Source organism: Streptomyces sp. NPDC004732 (assembly GCF_040609235.1).
Classification (GTDB): domain Bacteria; phylum Actinomycetota; class Actinomycetes; order Streptomycetales; family Streptomycetaceae; genus Streptomyces.
Genome location: NZ_JBEXJR010000014.1, coordinates 1 through 16,798, shown reverse-complemented (window position 1 = coordinate 16,798; position 16,798 = coordinate 1). Strand labels below are relative to the sequence as shown.

The 16,798-nt window shown below is 71.1% G+C and carries 12 protein-coding genes; 5 read left to right on the top strand and 7 right to left on the bottom strand.

What is annotated here, in order from left to right:
- A complete protein-coding gene (locus tag ABZV77_RS34165; protein WP_356265592.1) occupies positions 1–1,041 on the top strand; it encodes an NAD(P)-dependent alcohol dehydrogenase in 1,041 nt (346 codons plus the stop codon).
- 66 nt (positions 1,042–1,107) lie between these two features.
- On the opposite strand, the gene ABZV77_RS34160 is transcribed toward ABZV77_RS34165, so the two are convergent.
- The 5 genes from ABZV77_RS34160 to ABZV77_RS34140 all read right to left on the bottom strand — a co-directional run bounded on the left by ABZV77_RS34160 (position 1,108) and on the right by ABZV77_RS34140 (position 11,413).
- The gene (locus ABZV77_RS34160; RefSeq protein WP_356265589.1) at positions 1,108–4,641 is read right to left on the bottom strand and encodes a GDSL-type esterase/lipase family protein; all 3,534 of its coding nucleotides are present in this window, start codon (positions 4,639–4,641) and stop codon (positions 1,108–1,110) included.
- 139 nt (positions 4,642–4,780) lie between these two features.
- Positions 4,781–5,494 carry a respiratory nitrate reductase subunit gamma gene (narI, locus tag ABZV77_RS34155; RefSeq protein WP_356265586.1) on the bottom strand — a complete coding sequence of 238 codons (714 nt, stop codon included), beginning with the start codon at positions 5,492–5,494 and terminating at the stop codon, positions 4,781–4,783.
- Complete coding sequence (gene narJ, locus ABZV77_RS34150) at positions 5,491–6,123, bottom strand: nitrate reductase molybdenum cofactor assembly chaperone (RefSeq protein ID WP_356265583.1); 633 nt, start codon at positions 6,121–6,123, stop codon at positions 5,491–5,493. The genes narI and narJ overlap by 4 nt, the downstream gene beginning before the upstream one ends.
- Positions 6,120–7,739 carry a nitrate reductase subunit beta gene (narH, locus tag ABZV77_RS34145; protein WP_356265581.1) on the bottom strand — a complete coding sequence of 540 codons (1,620 nt, stop codon included), beginning with the start codon at positions 7,737–7,739 and terminating at the stop codon, positions 6,120–6,122. The genes narJ and narH overlap by 4 nt, the downstream gene beginning before the upstream one ends.
- Positions 7,739–11,413 (bottom strand): nitrate reductase subunit alpha, encoded by a 3,675-nt coding sequence (locus tag ABZV77_RS34140; protein WP_356265578.1) that lies wholly within the window; start codon positions 11,411–11,413, stop codon positions 7,739–7,741. Before ABZV77_RS34140 ends, narH begins: the two co-directional genes overlap by 1 nt.
- Positions 11,414–11,648: 235 nt before the next feature.
- Here ABZV77_RS34140 and ABZV77_RS34135 point away from each other — a divergent pair, with 235 nt between their 5' ends.
- Together ABZV77_RS34135 and ABZV77_RS34130 are read left to right on the top strand one after the other, a co-directional pair.
- The gene (locus ABZV77_RS34135) at positions 11,649–12,374 is read left to right on the top strand and encodes a nucleotidyltransferase domain-containing protein (protein ID WP_356265575.1); all 726 of its coding nucleotides are present in this window, start codon (positions 11,649–11,651) and stop codon (positions 12,372–12,374) included.
- 153 nt (positions 12,375–12,527) lie between these two features.
- Positions 12,528–13,115: a pep a2 gene (locus ABZV77_RS34130; RefSeq protein WP_356265572.1), complete on the top strand. Its 588-nt coding sequence runs from the start codon at positions 12,528–12,530 to the stop codon at positions 13,113–13,115.
- Here the strand turns inward: ABZV77_RS34130 and ABZV77_RS34125 are convergent.
- On the bottom strand, positions 13,096–13,512 hold the full coding sequence (locus ABZV77_RS34125; RefSeq protein ID WP_356265981.1) for a hypothetical protein: 417 nt from the start codon (positions 13,510–13,512) through the stop codon (positions 13,096–13,098). The two genes, ABZV77_RS34130 and ABZV77_RS34125, sit on opposite strands and share 20 nt — an antisense overlap.
- 360 nt (positions 13,513–13,872) lie before the next feature.
- On the opposite strand from ABZV77_RS34125, the gene ABZV77_RS34120 reads away from it, so the two are divergent.
- Positions 13,873–15,381 carry an FUSC family protein gene (locus ABZV77_RS34120; protein ID WP_356265569.1) on the top strand — a complete coding sequence of 503 codons (1,509 nt, stop codon included), beginning with the start codon at positions 13,873–13,875 and terminating at the stop codon, positions 15,379–15,381.
- A 19-nt stretch (positions 15,382–15,400) separates the two neighbouring features.
- Here the strand turns inward: ABZV77_RS34120 and ABZV77_RS34115 are convergent, their stop codons facing one another.
- The gene (locus ABZV77_RS34115) at positions 15,401–16,039 is read right to left on the bottom strand and encodes a sigma-70 family RNA polymerase sigma factor (RefSeq protein WP_356265566.1); all 639 of its coding nucleotides are present in this window, start codon (positions 16,037–16,039) and stop codon (positions 15,401–15,403) included.
- A 139-nt stretch (positions 16,040–16,178) separates the two neighbouring features.
- Between ABZV77_RS34115 and ABZV77_RS34110 the strand changes: the two genes are divergently transcribed.
- The coding region (locus ABZV77_RS34110) for a MerR family transcriptional regulator (protein WP_356265563.1) at positions 16,179–16,798 on the top strand (620 nt) is incomplete at its 3' end.

Sequence of the window (16,798 nt, the reverse complement as noted above, 5' to 3'; positions counted from 1 at the left end):
ATGAAGGCCGTCCAGTACCGCAGCGTCGGCACCGCCCCCGCGGTGGTCACCGTCCCGCGCCCCGAACCGGGTCCGGGCCAGGTCCTCCTGAAGGTCACCGCCGCGGGCGTCTGCCACTCCGACATCGCCGTGATGAGCAGGCCCGCCGAGTCCCTGGGCTTCCCGCTGCCGCTCACCCTCGGCCACGAGGGCGCAGGGACCGTCGCCGCGCTCGGCGAGGGCGTCACCGGGCTCGCGCTCGGCGACTCCGTGGCCGTGTACGGGCCGTGGGGCTGCGGCACCTGTCTGATGTGCGCGCAGGGCAAGGAGAACTACTGCACGCGCGCCGCCGAGCTGGGCATCCGCCCGCCCGGACTCGGGGCGCCCGGCGCCATCGCCGAGTACATGGTCGTGGACGACCCGCGCCACCTGGTGCCGCTCGGCGGGCTCGACCCGGTGACGGCGGTGCCGCTCACCGATGCGGGCCTGACCCCGTACCACGCCATCAAGACCTCGCTGCCCAAGCTGACGCCGGGCAGCACCGCCGTGGTCATCGGCACCGGCGGCCTGGGACACGTCGCCATCCAGCTGCTGCGTGCGCTGACCCCGGCGCGGGTGATCGCCCTCGACGTCACCGAGGAGAAGCTGGCGCTGGCCCGCGAGGTCGGCGCCCACGAGACGGTCCTCTCGGACGGGGCGGCGGCGGGCAGGGTCCGCGAACTCACCGGCGGCCTGGGCGCCCAGGCGGTGTTCGACTTCGTCGGAGCACCGCCCACCGCGGCGACGGCGAGCGCGTGCGCCGCGGTGGAGGCGGACGTCACCATCGTCGGCATCGGCGGCGGAGCCGCACCCGTCGGCTTCGGCACGACCCCCTTCGACGCCGCTTTCCGCGCCCCGTACTGGGGCAGCAGGGCCGAACTGATCGAGGTCCTGGACCTGGCCCGGTCCGGCGTGATCGACGTCCATGTGGAGACGTACGCACTGGACGAGGCCCCCAAGGCGTACGAGCTGCTGCACGAGGGCCGTGTCCACGGCCGGGCGGTCATCCTGCCGAACGGCTAGGCACACCGGGCGGGGAGCGGCCCCGCAGGACCGCCCCCGCCCTCTCCCAGCAGGAGCGGCGCACCCCTAGCAGGTGCAGTCGAAGCGCCACCACTGCCCGAGGTTGTTCAACGGTTCCTTGAGCGCCAGCGGCTCCCCGGCGCCGGATGCGGTCAGGACCGTGCCGTCGAGGTTGTTGACGACGCGGTACCAGCCGCCGCCCACCTTCTCCAGCCGCCACTGCTCGCCCTTGTTGTCGGCCACCGCGTCCATCAGCGCGGCCACCTTGTCGATGACGTTGTACGACAAGTGCCGGGAGTCGATCAGCTTCGGCGCCACGCGCCAGATGCCGTAAGGCCCGGCGTCGGCGTGCAGGTCCCACGTCTGGCTGTCCTGCCCGGGCGCCGGAGCCGCGCCGACGATCTTCTTGCCTGCCGTGGTGTCACCGCCCGGCAACTCCATCGCCAGGCCCGTCGCGGACCGCATCACCACGCGGGACGCGTCCTTCGGCTCGATGCCCCCCTTGAGCGCGTCGGGGACGTCGACGCAGTCGGCCAGGGACAAATCCGCGTCGGCGTCGGTCACCAGGCACTGGCCGCTGTCCACGGAGCGCAGCGTGCGGCCCTGCCAGGCCCACTGCTGGGCGGCGGAGTTCGTGCACGTGTCCACCACGATGCTCTGCCCGCCCGCGAGGGGACTCAGGCAGTCCTTCGAGGCGGAGTTCACCAGGAAGAAGACGTCGTTGGCGGTCGGCTTCGGGGCCGTCTGTGTCTTGGCGGTCTTGGCGGTCTTGGCCGTCTTGCCCGCCGTCCTGGGCGGAGTCAGCGGGACCTGCGCCGTGGGCTCCCACTGCTGGACGATGTCGAAGTCCTCGCAGTCCGCCAGGCCCGCGGTCCCGAAAACACCCCCGCGGATGCAGGAGCCGTGCTCGGAGCTGGCGATCTGTCCCGTGCCACGATCCTCCCACCCGTCCGGCGCGGGGCGGGGGTTCGGCAACGGACCCGGTGACTCCAGCCACCAGTTCTGGCGGGGACCGGCTCCGCAGGGCTCCACGGTGAGCCAGCTCTTGCGGTCCTTGTCCGTCATCACCTCCGGGTTCTGGGTGAGACAGCCGCCCACCTTCCGCTTGCCGTCGGCGTCCGTACGGAGGTACAGGTACTGCATGGAGCCGTCCCTCTCCGGCTTCGAGAGGGCCCAGGTGTTGAGGTTGTGCCGGCCGTTCTTGGCCAACTGCGCCCAGTACTCGTCCTGGTCGGCGTTCGGGTCCTCGCCGTTGGACGGGGCTTCGCTGCTGGCCAGGTTGAGGCCCCCGCGCTTGACGGTGATGTCGGCGAGGATCGGCTGCGGTTCGTCCGAGTTCTGCTTCGTGGTCTCGCCACCGGCCTCGTAGGCGGTGACGTCCCACGCCTGCTTGTCGGTCTGTCCCTCCTCCTCGCCCCGGACGTAGGAGTCGCTGCCGCCCCAGTCGGCGTCGACGAGATCACCGCTGCCGGAGTTCCGCAGCACCATGCGGTGGGTCTCCCCGATCAGGATGTGCTGCGCGGGCTTCTTCTCGGAGACCCGTACGTCGCCGGGGCCCATGCCGCGCGATCCGGCGCAGGCGAAGTAGCCGTCGGCGTAGTCCTTGGTCTTCTCGATGGTCTGGCGCAGGCAGGTGCCCATCGCCTGCTGACCGAACGCATTGGGGTGCGCCGCCTCCTGCGTCTCGCCCTGGGTCCAGGGGAGCCCGTCGGACAGGCCCGGAATCCACCGCACCCATTCACTCACGGTCGGGTCGGGCGGATTGGCGAGAGTGTTCTTGTCGTCGGCCTGGGCCGCGCCCTGCCCGCACAGTTGGTGACCGGCCAGCGCGGCCAGCGGGTCGAGGAAGATGACTCCCTCCCTCTCCGCGACGGAGGCGATCTCATGGTTCAGGCCCGGCACGACCTCGTAGTGGAGCCAGTCCACGTCCTTGTCGGTCAGCGGGCAGCCGCCGGACATCTCCCGCAGCCACGCCTTGTTCTCGTAGCGCACGTTCAGCGCCGAGGGGACGGGGTTGGGGTAACCCTGGATGATGATCTTCGTCTTCTGGCCGGACTCCGCCAGGGTCTTCTGGATCGCGTCGACCGTCTTGCCCACCGCGTCCTGCACCTTGGCCAGTTTCGGTCCCATCTCGCCGCGGCCCTTGTCGCTGCACGGGCGGTTGACCTCGTAGCCGAGGACACAGTCCCGGGCGATCTTGGAGAAGCCCAGGTCGTTCCCGCCGATGGAGAGCACCACGTACTTGAGGCGGTACTTCCCGGACAGTGAGGCCAGCTGTTCCAACTGCGGCTTCTCGCCCTTGAAGGTCCGCGTGAGGATGTCCTCGGTGGTGGCGCCGGAACAGGCGATGTTGAGGCGCCGCTCCGCCGGGATGCCGAGCCCGTCACCGATCGACTTGATCTCGGCGACATCCGAACGGTGGCACTGCTCCTTGCCCTCGCCGGTGTCCCCGTACACCCGCTTCGGATCGTGCTCGCACTTCTCGTCGTTCCCGCTGCCGGAACAGTTGAGCGCGGTCCGGTCGGTGCCGTACGAGGAGCCGTCCTTGGCCTTGGTGCTGTACTGGCCGTTGGAACCGTTGCCCTGCCATCGCCCGGCCTCGCCGGAGATGTAGCTGTCGCCCATCGACACCATCGCCTCCTGGCAGCCGTCGGCTTCGGCGGCCGCGGACCGTGCGCCGCGTGCGGCGCTCGTGGCGCCCCAGGCGCAACGGTGGTCGGGGGTGAACAGCACGGGGGAGTGGTCGGAGAACCGGCCCGGTTCGCGGATCCGTTCCGGGTTGGTCTTGCCCGGCTGATTGACGTTGCCCGCGAGCAGGTAGTCGAGTTCCTTGCCGCCGGTGTGCGTCTTCTGGCCCTGGTTGTGCAGGGTCATGCCGTTGAGGTTGCCGAGGTCCTTCGGTTCCTTGTTGAAGTCCCCGCCGACCACGATGTTGTATTGCGGATTCTGTGCCTTTGCCCAGGTCCAGGCCCGGCCTGCCTGCGCCTCGGCGTCGTTGCCGTTCTGGGCGGCGTGCATGGTGAAGTACACGTCGTTGCCGAAGCGCACGCCAAGCACCGGGCGCGTACCGGCGCCGACCCGCCCGATCAGGATCGTCTGTTGAGCCGGTTCCCGGGTGACGATCGTCGGGTTCACGCGGTGCCCGTCGACGTCCCAATCGACGCGGTAGATGTGGTACGTGTCCTTCGTGTTGACCTTCCAGGTCGTGTGCTGGACCTGGGTGATGGGCTCGTTCTGGCCGTTGATGATCACGGGGGTCATCGCGCCCGCGTCCTTGGCGCTGTTCGGTACGTCCATGGGGCCGCCCTCTTGGATGAGGGCTATGTCCGGCTTCCCGAGCTGCGCGTCGGACATCAGCGGGTTCTTGAGGACCTCCCACTTCTGCGCGGGGTCGTTTCTCCCCTCGCCCGCGCCCTGCATGTTCCAGGTGAGCACGGTGCGGTCGATGGCCGCGGCGTGCGCCGGAGCGGCGCCGACCGTGGCGGTGAGCGCGGTGAGCAGTCCCGTGAGGAGCGCGGTGACCAGTAGGAAGACGAGCGGTATGCGGGGTCTCGCGGCACGCCGCGAGAGCGGGGATCCTTGCGCTAATAAGGGTTCCATGTGTGGATGTGCATCCTTTCCGGACCGGATGGTCTGCTTCTGCAGCCGAAATGGATGCTAGTTGCACGATTTGGGCCCCGACGGTGCCGTGGCGTGAACACCACGTGTCCCGTCGGGGAGTTGGCGCATGTGGCCGTGGTCAGCGCCGGGCTGCCCCCTCCCGGCGCCCCGCCGGAACCCCGCGCGACCGGTAGACCACGTACGGGCGGGCCAGATAGCCGATAGGTGCCGTGAACGCGTGCACCAGGCGGCTGAACGGCCACAGGGCGAACAGGGCCATGCCGAGCAGCGCGTGGACCTGGTAGGCGAGCGGGGCGTCCGCCATGGCGGACACGTCGGGGTCGAGGGCGAACAGGGAGCGGAACCACACCGAGACCCCGAGCCGGTAGTCGTAGGAGTGGGGCTGCAGCGTGGTGGCGGTGGCCGTGAGTCCGGCCAGGATCACGCAGACCAGGACCGGCATGACGACGCGGTCGCTGCGGCTGGTCCCCGCCCGCACGGCGGGCACGCGCAGCCGCCGGTGGACCAGGATCCCGAGGCCCGCGAGGGTGGCCAGGCCCGCGGTGCCGCCCACGACCAGGGCGTTCAGGTGGTACATCCACTCCTGGACGTGGGCCCGCTCGGTGAGCGACTCGGGGATCAGCAGCCCGATGGCGTGCCCGGCCACCACGAACAGCAGCCCGTAGTGGAACAGCGGGCCGCCGACGCTCAGCAGGCGGTGCTCGTGCAGCTGGCTCGACCGGGTGGTGAAGCCGAACCGGTCGTAGCGGTAGCGCCAGGCCGTGCCGGTGATCAGCAGGGCGAGGACGAGATAGGGCAGTACGCCCCACAGGGCGACGTGCAGATGGTTCACCGGGAAGTCTCCTCCGCGTGCGGGGCGTCGGGAACCGGTCGGAGCCGGGGGAAGGGGAGGAGGCCCACCGATTCGGCGGGCGGTCCCGTGCGGGCGAGGCGGAGGGCGGCCTCGCGGGTGGCGGGGCCGGGGCCCGGCAGGGTGTGGCAGACGGCCTCGATAACGTCGGCGTAGGGGCTGCTGTAGGCCGCAAGGCCGAAGCGCAGCAGTTCGAGGGCGGGGCGGTGGTCGGCGAGCAGCCGCGTGCCGGTGTCCGGGGTGCGGGCGGCGAACTCCAGCATCAGGGGCAGGAAGTCGGGGAGTTCGTCCGCGGGCGGCCGCCACCCGTGGTCGCGGTAGAGGGCTTTGAGCCCGGCCATGGTGGTGCCCCGCCTGCGGGTGTCCCCGTCGGTGTAGTACGTCAGGTACAGGCAGCGGCGGCGGCTCCGGTCGAACGTGGCGACGTACCGCGCGGCGAGTTCGAGCGGCTCCGTGCCGTCGACCCGGGCGCAGAACTGTCGCAGGAGCCGGATGTCGGCGCCCGGCACGGGTTCGAGCGCCGAGCGCACGGTGTGCAGCCGACCGGGCCAGTCCCGGTCCGGGTAGCCGAGCAGCAGGGACGCGGCCTGGTGGACGACGGCTCGGTTCACCGGGCGTCGCCCTCCGTGCCCGGGAAGAGGCCCTCGGGGCGCCCGCGGCCGTTCCAGTTCAGGAGGTTGACCCGGTCGCGCAGCGAAGTCCCCGCGTGCTCGGGCTCCTTCCCGGATTTGGGTGGGCCCAGGGGGATGTGGAAGGCGTCCGGGTCGTACATGCCGGGCCCGCCCTGCCCGTCCAGGCTGCAGCCGGCGTCCAGGTCGTCGGCGCCGGGGGTCTGGCCGGTGTAGCTGGTGGGGATCACATAGCGCTCGTCGTACTTGGCCAGGGCGAGCAGCCGGTACATCGCCTCGATCTCGTCGGCGTCCATGCCGACGGCGCGTGCGATGGCCGGATCCTGCTCCTCGCCGAGGTTGACGCGCCGCATGTGGGAGCGCATCGCGGCCAGTCGGCACAGCGCGGCCTCCACCGGGGCGGGGTCGCCCGCGGTGAACAGCTCCGCGAGGTAGCCGATGGGGATGCGCAGCGAGTCGATGGCGGCGAAGAGCTTGGCCGGGTCCTCGCCGTCGTGGCCGGTGGCGGTCAGGGACTCCACGACGGGCGACAGCGGCGGGACGTACCAGACCATGGGCATGGTGCGGTACTCGGGATGCAGCGGGAGCGCCACCTTGTGGCGGCTGATCAGCGCGTGCACGGGGGAGCGCCGGGCGGCGGTGACCCAGTCGTGGGGGATGCCGGCCGCTTCGGCGGCGCGCGCCACCTCGGGGTCGTCGGGATCCAGGAAGCAGTCCAACTGGGCCTGGTACAGATCCTGTTCGTTCTCGGTGGCGGCCGCCTCGCCGACCTTGTCCGCGTCGTAGAGGATCACGCCGAGATAGCGCAGGCGCCCCACACACGTCTCGGAGCAGACGGTCGGCTCGCCCGCCTCGACGCGCGGATAGCAGAAGGTGCACTTCTCGGCCTTGCCGGTGCGGTGGTTGAAGTACACCTTCTTGTACGGGCAGCCGCTCACGCACATGCGCCAGCCGCGGCAGCGGTCCTGGTCGACGAGGACGATGCCGTCCTCGATGCGCTTGTAGAGGGCGCCCGACGGGCACACCGCGACGCACGAGGGGTTGAGGCAGTGCTCGCAGATCCGCGGCAGATAGAACATGAACGCCTCCTCGTACTCGAGGCGCACCTTCTCGTTCATCTTCTTCAACACCGGGTCACCGGCGAGGTGTTCGGGACCGCCGCCCAGGTCGTCGTCCCAGTTGGGCCCCCACGTCACCGCGGTCGGCTCGCCGTCGATCAGGGAACGCGGCTGTGCGGTGGGCACGTCGTCGCCGAGGGGGGCGGTGGTGAGGGTCTCATAGTCGTACGTCCACGGCTCGTAGTAGTCGTCGAGCGAGGGCAGTTCGGGGTTGGCGAACAACCGGGCGAGGCGCCGGGCGCGCCCGCCGCCCCGGGGCACGAGACGGCCGCGCTTGAGCTGCCAGCCGCCCCGCCACTTCTCCTGGTCCTCGTAGCCGCGGGGGTAGCCCTGGCCGGGACGCGTTTCGACGTTGTTGAACCACACGTACTCGGTGCCCGCCCTGTTGGTCCAGGTCTGCTTGCAGGTGACCGAACAGGTGTGGCAGCCGATGCACTTGTCGAGGTTCATCACCATCGCCACTTGTGCCATCACGCGCATCAGTACTGCACCTCCTGGGAGCGGCGCCGGATGACGGTGACCGCGTCGCGCTGGTTGCCGGTGGGGCCGTAGTAGTTGGGGGCGAAGCTGAGCTGCGCGTGGCCGCCGATCAGATGGGTCGGCTTGATCAGGAGCTTGGTGAGGGCGTTGTGGACGCCGCCGCGGCGCCCGGTCGCCTCCGACTTCGGCACGTTCACCATGCGTTCCTGGACGTGGTACATGAACACGGTGCCGGGCGGCATGCGGTGGGAGACGACCGCGCGGGCCACCACCACACCGTTGGCGTTGTGCGCCTCGATCCAGTCGTTGTCCGCCACACCGATCGACGCGGCGTCGTCCACGCCGAGCCAGATGACGGGGCCGCCGCGGGCCAGCGTCTGCATCAGCAGGTTCTCCTGGTACTCGGAGTGGATGGACCACTTCGAGTGCGGCGTCAGATACCGCACCGTCACCGAGCGTCCCCCGTCCGGATCCGCGGTCGGCTGCTCACCGAGCACGGAGAGGTTCAACGGCGGCCGGTACACGGGGAGTTGTTCGCCGTACTCGGCGATCCATGGATGATCGAGATAGAAGTGCTGACGTCCGGTGAGGGTGTGCCAGGGCTTGAAGTGCTCCGTGTTGATCGTGAACGGGGAGTAGCGGCGTTCGGGGCCCTCCTTGCCGGACCACTCGAAGCTCGCCCCCACCTGCACCGGCCGTGCCTGTGTGTCGGAGAACGTGATGCGCCGCTCGGCCACCGAGGCTGCCAGCTCGCCCAGGCCCGTGTCCGTGCCGCAGCGCTCGGCGAGCCGCTCGAAGCCCTCGGCTGCCAGCCGCCCGTTGGTGGTGCCCGACAGCGCGAGGATCGCCTCGCACATCTTGACGTCCGTGTCGAGGAGGGGCCGCCCGCGCACGGGCCCGTGGGTCGCCGTGCCGCAGCGGGCGCCGAGCCAGCTGATCTCCGGCAGCGGGCGCACGGTCACTCCCTTGACGGTGATGCCCTCCTCGCCGGTGAGCGGCCCCAGCGAGGCGATCTTGTCGCCGATGGCGGTGTAGTCCCGCTCCACGAGGGTGAACCGGGGGGCCGTGGGCCCGTCGGGCGGCGCCTCGCCGGGGGTGTCGTGCTGCAGGGGAGTGGCGATCAGGTCGTGGGCCACGTCCAGGCGGCCCGCGGCGAGGCGGCCGACCTCGGCGGCCAGGCCGTGGAAGATCTCGAAGTCGGTGCGGGCCTGCCACGGCGGGTCGATGGCGGGGGAGAAGGCGTGCACGTAGGGGTGCATGTCCGTGCTGGACAGGTCGTGCTTCTCGTACCAGGTGGCCGCGGGCAGCACCAGGTCGGCGAAGAGCGTGGTGGACGTCATGCGGAAGTCCAGTGCGAGCAGCAGGTCGACCTTCCCGCGCGGCGCCTCGTCCCGCCACGTCACCTCGCGCGGCCGCTGGTCCGGCGGCGCCTCCTCGGCGCTCGCATTGTCGGACGCGCCCAGCAGATGGCGGAGGAAGAACTCGTTGCCCTTGGCCGACGAGCCGATGAGGTTGGCCCGCCACACGGTGAGCACCCGGGGCCAGTTGGCCGGATCGTCCGGGTCCTCGCAGGCGTACGAGAGACGCCCGGCGTCACGCTCGGCGCCGACCCAGCTCGTGGGGTCCTCGCCCGACTCGTGCAGGCGCCGCCCCAGATCCAGCGGGTTCGCGCCGAACGTGGGGTACGAGGGCATCCAGCCCTGCCGGACGGACCGGGAGACGAGATCCGCGGTGTGCAGGCCCGTGAGTGCGCCGGGCGCGGTGGGGGCCGCCAGGGTGTCCGCGGTGTACTTCTCGTACCGCCACTGGTCGGTGTTGAGGTACCAGTACGGCGTCCCGGCCATCTGCCGTGACGGACGCACCCAGTCCGACGCCGTGGCCACCTGCTGCCAGCCCGCGTACGGACGGACCTTCTCCTGCCCCACGTAGTGCGCCCAGCCGCCGCCGTTGACGCCCTGGCAGCCGGTGAGCAGCAGCAGCGAAAGGAACGACCGGTAGATCGTGTCCGAGTGGAACCAGTGGTTGGTGCCCGCCCCCATCACGATCATGCAGCGGCCCCGCGTCTGCTCCGCGGTCCGGGCGAACTCCCGCGCCGCACGCACCACGGCCTGCGCGGGCACCGACGTGACCGCCTCCTGCCAGGCCGGGGTGCACGGCGTGTCCGCGTCGTCGTACGACACGGCCGCGTCCTCGCCCGGCCCTGCACCCAACCCTGCGCGCCCGACGCTGTACTGAGCGAGCATCAGGTCGAAGACCGTGGTCACCAGGCGCCCGTCGACGCGCAGCGCGGGCACCTGTCGGCGCACCGTCGCCCCTTCCTCGTCGAAGCGGGGCAGCACCACGTGGGCCGTCTCGGCGGCGGGGTGCCCGTGCAGGGTCAGAAGGGGGTCGATGTCCCCGAGGTCCAGGTTCCAGCGGCCCTCGCCCGCCTTGCCCCAGCGGTCGCCCAGCGTGCCGTTGGGAACGGCGGGGCGGTCGGTGGCCGCGTCGTACAGGACGGGCATCCAGCGCCGTGACTCGGCCTTGGCCTCCTTGGCCAGGTCGAGGTCCCGCGCGGTGACGAAGGCGCCGGGCACGCGGGTGTCCGTGCCGCGCTCGTCGAGTGCGACGAGGAAGGGCAGGTCGGTGAAGCGTTTGACGTAGTCCGTGAAGTACGGCACCTGCCGCTCCACGAAGCACTCCCGCAGGATCACGTGCCCCATCGCCATCGCCAGCGCGCCGTCGGTGCCCGGATGCGGGTGCAGCCACTCGTCGGCGAACTTCGTCGCGTCCGCGTAGTCCGGCGAGACCACGACGACCTTCTGCCCCCGGTAGCGCGCCTCAGCCATCCAGTGGGCGTCGGGCGTGCGGGTGACGGGGACGTTCGAGCCCCACAGCATCAGATACGCCGCGTCCCACCAGTCCCCGGACTCGGGCACGTCGGTCTGGTCGCCGAAGACCTGGGGGGAGGCGATCGGCAGGTCCGCGTACCAGTCGTAGAAGGACAGCATCGGGGCGCCGATCAGGGAGTGGAAGCGGGCCCCGACGGCGTGCGACGCCATCGACATCGCAGGGATCGGCGAGAAGCCCGCGATGCGGTCGGGCCCGTACTCCTTGAGGGTGTGCACGTGCGCGGCGGCCGCCATCTCCAGCGCCTCGTCCCAGCCGATGCGCACCAGGCCGCCCTTGCCGCGCGCCGACTGGTAGCGGCGCCGCCGGTCGGGATCGCCGGTGACCTCCGCCCAGGCCGCCACCGGATCGCCGCCCAGGCGTCGCTTCGCGTCGCGGAACATCTCCACGAGGACGCCGCGTGCGTGCGGGTAGCGCACGCGCGTCGGTGAGTACGTGTACCAGGAGAAGGACGCCCCGCGCGGGCAGCCCCGTGGCTCGTAGTCCGGCCGGTCCGCTCCCGCCGAGGGGTAGTCGGTCGCCTGTGTCTCCCAGGTGATGAGGCCGTCCTTGACATACACCTGCCAGGAACACGATCCTGTGCAATTCACCCCGTGGGTGGAACGCACCACCTTGTCGTGCGCCCAACGGTCGCGGTACGGCTGGTCGTTGACTTCCTGATCCGTGCGGAACACCGCTCGGCTGTCGGGCGTGGTCGGCGCCCTCTGCAGCAACTGTCCCGCGGCGAAAAGGCGTTCTGCGGCATCCGCCGCGATGCGCTCCGCCTTCGCCCTGCCACGTCCCATTCCACGGACTCCCCTCGGGGACCGGCCTGCCGGAACGGTCACTTCCGGCATGCGCCTCTCGATGAACGAGCTCAGAGTCCTCCCGCCCCGTCCGCGGTGTGGATCTCATTCCGGCCAGTTGGTTGTACCTAGAAGTTGTTTTTCCCGCTCTTGGTACGGACCAGTGCCGCGGGAGGCCGGACTAGCACAGTCCCTTTACCGGGAGCAGGCATATGCGCTGCCACGATGACCTTCCATGAACAGTCAAGAGAGCCCCGCCACGCACGCCTCACGACTCGTCACCTCCCTCTTCCCCGACGCTCTGGGCGCCGTGTTGGGAGGTTCGGCCGCCCAGGGGCGTGCCACCGCGACGAGCGATCTCGACGTCGCCGTCCTCCTGCCGGACTCCGGCACCACCGGCCGCGAAGTGAGGTGCCACGAGGGCCGCCCCGTCGAGCTGTTCCTGACCGCGCTCGCGGACGTGCCGGAGTTCTTCGCGTGGGACAGCGCCCGCCGACGCGGCACGGTCCTGTTCATCTACGCCGAAGGCCTGCCCGTGCTGGACCGGGACGGCCATCTCGCCCGTACGTGCGCACAGGCCCGGGACGTCCTCGCCGCAGGCCCGCCTCCCCTCACCCCCGCGGAACGTGAGCGCAGCCGCTACGGACTCACCTGCTTCATGGACGACCTGGCCGACGTCGCACGGGACGACCGGTACGAACAGCTCGCCTGCGCCGACTTCACGCTGCGCGAGGCGGCGCACCTCCTCACCGCCCACCACAACGCCTGGTCGGGCGTGGGCAGGTGGCTGCCCCGCCGGCTCCTGGACGCGGACCCGGCCCTGGGCAAGGCCCTGCTGGACGGCCATCGGGCCGTGGCCGAGCGCGCCGATCCCGGGCCGCTGACGGCCGCGGCCGAGCAGGTGCTCGACCTGTTCGGCGGGCCGCTGCGGGAGGGGTACGTGCACCGCTGGCGCCCCTGATCCGCTCCGGCCTGCTTCGTGTTGCGCAAATGGAGTAGCGCTCGCACGCTGAGAATGACTCAGTAGTGATCAGTGCTCACGTTTCGTGTTCGGGGCTCGGCCGGTCGTGGCCGAGGTGGAGCGGGCCAGCTTCGCCGAGAGGAGCCAAGAGCAATGAAATCCGCGATCCCCTGCTACCACCACCTCGATGTCGAGGTGAGCCCGGAGCGGATCGACCAGGTCAGACGCATTCTGACCGCGCATCTACGGCACTGGGGGCTGGGGGCCCTCAGCGACTCCGTCTGCCATTGCACCGAGGTGCTGCTCCACGAGATCGAGGAGCACGGAGCCGACAAGAAGACCGTCGTGGAGATGTGGTGGAACGGCCAGCACGTCATCACCGCCGTGTCGGACAGCAGCCGTGACCTTCCCCGGCGGCACTACGGGCCGCAGGGCTGTCTGACGCAGATCGCCGCGCTCAGCGACGGCTGGGGCAGCTTCCCCGCGACCCACGGCAAGATCATCTGGTTCTCGCGCCGGGTCCGGGCGCCCGAACACGCCCCGCTGGCCCCCACGACGCCCGCGCCCAGCCTGCACGAGGCACTGGAGCTGCCCCGCGATGCCGCTCTCGCCGCGCTGCCCCTGAGGGTGGCGGACGAGGTGGAACACAAGGCGGACGCCGAGGTCCGCCCGGAGCCCTGCGGCCTGCTCCTGCTGTCCCGCCCCGCCCGCGTCACCGCTGTCAGCGCACGGTCACGTTGAAGACGGGGGAGGCCGTCGACTTGTTGACGACGCGCAGATCGTTCTTGCCCTTCAGGCCCAGCTTGACGCCCAGGGAGTAGGCGCCGTTGCGGGCGACGGGGGCGGAAGCAGGCAGGGAGACCCACTGGCCGCGCTGCTTCTGCTGCAGGGTCACCTTGCTGCCGGGCTTCAGGCCGGTCGCGGTGCCGGTGACCCGGAACAGCTGCCACGCCTTGACGGACTTCACCGAGGGCTTCGCGGTGATTTTGGCCGCCGCGGCCGGGGCCTTCTGCGCGACGGAGGCGGGGTGCGCGGCCGGGGTCGCGGCCGTGGCGGCGGTGCTCGCCATGGCGACGGAGACCGCGCCGATGATGCCCACGGCAGCGATGCGCAGGGAGTGCCGCTTGGTGACGATCATGGAGATGCCTTTCCGTAAGGACATGGGGGAGTTCACGCAGAAGGTGCGCTATTTCCCATTGGGGCCAATCACGACTGATTAGACGGCCGGCCTCCCGTTTGCGTTGTCCTCGCAATGTCACCGTCCTGCAACAGGCGCTGCCCCTGTCACCGCCGCCGGTGGGGCGAGCCGCATGGACCGTTGGCTTGGTCGTGGTTGGGGGTGGTGTGTTTGAGTGGGCCAATGGACCAGCCGTGAGGGGCTCGGTTGAGCCAGATGGCGATGAGATGGTCTGATGGGCCTGTCGATGGCGCTGCGGATCTCCGCGGCGCCTTTTTCATGCGGGCAGATCGAGACGGGCACGGAAGGGGCGGGGGAGTTTTGCTGAAGAGGGTGTTCGTGGCGCCGGATCCGGGAGGGATCCGGTGGCGCTTCGCTTCGAGGGCCGTACTCGGCATCTCATTGGCAGTGGTCGTGTGCGGTCTGGCCGGACACTCGCTCGTCGCCGCGATCACGGGCGGGCTCGCCGCGCTCCTCGCCCTCTTCACCGTCACGGACACGACCGTGCGGGGGCAGGCGATCACCACGGCACTGCTGCCCGCCGTCGGGTTCCCCGTGCTGGCTCTCGCGGCGTCACTGCACGACATTCCGGTGGCGCGGGACCTCGCCTTCCTCGCCGTGATGGGCCTCGGCGTATACGCGCGGCGGTGGGGGCCGCGCGGGCATTCGCTCGGCGTGTTCGCCTTCATGACCTTCTTCATCAGCCAGTTCCTCCACACCGAGCCGGCGCAGCTGCCCCAGCTCTTCGTCGCGGTCCTGCTCTCGCTCGCGGCTTCCTCGACGGTGCGCTTCGGGCTGTGGTGCTACGAGCGCAGGCTGCCGCCCGGCGCCGTACCGCCCGCTCCGCAGGCCGCCCGGGGACTGGCCAGGGCCACCACCCGGCAGGCGATCCAGGCGGCCGCGGGCGGAGCCTTCGCGCTGGCCATGGGGCAGCTGCTCTCCGGCGAGCGCTGGTACTGGGCGGTGGGCGCCACCTGGTGGGTGTTCGTCAACACCACCTCGCGCGGCGAGACGGTCGTGCGGAGCTTCCGGAGAGTGCTCGGCACGCTGATCGGGATGGCCGCGGGCCTCGTCCTCGTCGTACCCCTGGAGGGCTCACCCGTGCCCAGCGCCCTGCTCGTGGCGATCAGCGTCTTCGGCATCTTCTACACGGCCGCGGTGTCCTACACCTGGATGATGCTCTCGGTGACGGTGCTCGCCGGGTCGCTGTACGGCCTGCTCGGCGTGCTGGACGCGAGCCTCCTCGCACTGCGGCTGGCCGAGACCGGCATCGGCGCCCTCGGCGCGGTGATCGCCGTGCTGCTCGTGCTGCCGATCACCACGCACGCCACGACCGAGGCCTGGATCGAGAAGGCGCTCCGCTGCGTGCACGACTGCACCAAGGAAGCGGCCGCGCGGCTCGCGGGCACGGAGTCCGCCGACCCGGCCCGCCGCATCACCGAACTGGAAGCGATCCTCGGGCGGGTGCGCATGTCCCTCGCGCCGCTCGTGCATCCGCTCAGCCCGCTGAAGACCCGGAAGGGGCGCGCCCTTCAGGTGGTCGCGCTGCTCGACAACTGTGCGCGCGAGGTACGGGGACTGGCCGCCGTCGCAGCTGATCCGGAGGCATCGCACGACGCCCGGCTGGCCGCCGCGTGCCAGCGTGTCGAGGTCGCAGTCGAGGCCCTGACGACGCAGCAGGCGGCACCCGCCGAGGTCAGCGCCGTCGCCGAGCTGCCGCACGCCGTCATGGAGCCCGCCCTCGCGCACCTGCACAGCCTGGAGCGGGCCCTGGTCGACCTCGCCACCCCCCTCCAGAGGGCGGGACGCGCGCCGTTGCTGGGGGCCTGACCGCCCGACCCCGGACGCCTCAGGTCCGGAGCGGACCGCAGGTGTCCGGGTCGCCGCCGTTCTCGAAGGCGTGGCGCAGACGCAGCAGGCCGCGCCGGGCGTGGCTCTTGACCGTGCCGAGGGGCCAGCCGGTGACGACGGCGATCTGGGGCTGCGTGAGGTCGTCGTAGAACGCCAGCCGCAGGACCTTGCGCTGCGGTGACGGCAGACGGGCCAGTTCATGCTCGACGAGCAGCTGGTCCAGCACGCCGTCCAGGGAGTACGCCTCCTCGGTGCGCACGGCGAGCGCCGCGCCCGCGGCGTCCACCAGGGCGGCCCGACGGGTGCGTGCGGACAGCGCGTCGGCGACCTTGCGCCGGGTGATGCCGATGAGCCAGCCCGCCAGGGTGCCGCGGCTCGGGGAGTACCCGGCCCGGCCGCGCCAGGCGGCGATGAACACCTGCTGCGTGACGTCCTCGGCCTCCCGCGCATCCCCGAGCGAGCGCCGGGCGACACAGTTCACCAGCGCCGCCCACCGGTGATGGACGACGGCCAGGCAGGCCTCGTCCCCTGCCACGAAGCCGGTGGCCAGGTCCTCTAGGTCCTTTTCGTTCCGGTCGGCCGCGCGGCCCGGCAGGGGGGCGGGACGGCTCTCGGCGACCGGTCGGCTGGCGATCATGGGCGGCGGCTCCTTCTGCCGGGGCACCGCTTCTTCCGCCCCGGGGTGGTCCGGCGCGGGCAGGCGGCTTGGCGCCGATCCTTCGCGCGGGGAGCGGGTCGAGCAACGTGCATCGATTCTGCGTCGTATTTTGTAGGGCATGAACGATTCAGCAGGCACGGAGCCGCCGGAGACGCCCGGGGCCGCGATGACCTCGGGAGCCGTCGCCCGGCGCCTGGGCGTCTCGCCGACGACGCTGCGGAGCTGGGACCGCCGCTACGGTCTGGGTCCCGCGGTCCGTCCGCAGGGACGTCACCGGCGGTGGGCGCCCCAGGACATCGCCATGCTGGAACACATGTGCCGCCTCACGGCGAGCGGCATCCCGCCCGCGGAGGCGGCACGCCTGGTCAAGAGGTCCGTACCGGCTGCGCAAGCCGCACCTGCCACGCGAGCCGCACCTGCCACGACTCCTGAGCCGCCCCCTGTTGCCGCAGCGCGAAACGATTCGCCGGAGGACCCCCGGCCGTCGGCGGGGTCCGGAGCCCCGCCGCCCCGACGGCGCCACCGCAACGCCAGCACCGCGCTGCCGCTGGGCCACGTGCGTCAGGAGTGCCGGGGTCTGGCGCGTGCCGCGGTCCGGCTGGATGCGCACGAGGTGCAGGGCAGGCTGAATGCGCTGGTCGGTGAGCACGGTCTCGTACCCGTGTGGGAGGAGGTGATGGTGCCCACGCTGCGGGCGGTGGGACGCAAGTGGGAGCTGTCGGACGACCGTTATGTGGA

Bases quoted from the DNA above. Each gene is read 5' to 3' on its own strand.
- ABZV77_RS34115 (WP_356265566.1), bottom strand. From the start codon at position 16,039: ATGATCGCCAGCCGACCGGTCGCCGAGAGCCGTCCCGCCCCCCTGCCG.
- ABZV77_RS34125 (WP_356265981.1), bottom strand. From the start codon at position 13,512: ATGATCGTCACCAAGCGGCACTCCCTGCGCATCGCTGCCGTGGGCATC.
- narH (WP_356265581.1), bottom strand. From the start codon at position 7,739: ATGCGCGTGATGGCACAAGTGGCGATGGTGATGAACCTCGACAAGTGC.
- ABZV77_RS34130 (WP_356265572.1), top strand. From the start codon at position 12,528: ATGAAATCCGCGATCCCCTGCTACCACCACCTCGATGTCGAGGTGAGC.
- ABZV77_RS34140 (WP_356265578.1), bottom strand. From the start codon at position 11,413: ATGGGACGTGGCAGGGCGAAGGCGGAGCGCATCGCGGCGGATGCCGCA.
- ABZV77_RS34165 (WP_356265592.1), top strand. From the start codon at position 1: ATGAAGGCCGTCCAGTACCGCAGCGTCGGCACCGCCCCCGCGGTGGTC.
- ABZV77_RS34135 (WP_356265575.1), top strand. From the start codon at position 11,649: ATGAACAGTCAAGAGAGCCCCGCCACGCACGCCTCACGACTCGTCACC.
- ABZV77_RS34160 (WP_356265589.1), bottom strand. From the start codon at position 4,641: ATGGAACCCTTATTAGCGCAAGGATCCCCGCTCTCGCGGCGTGCCGCG.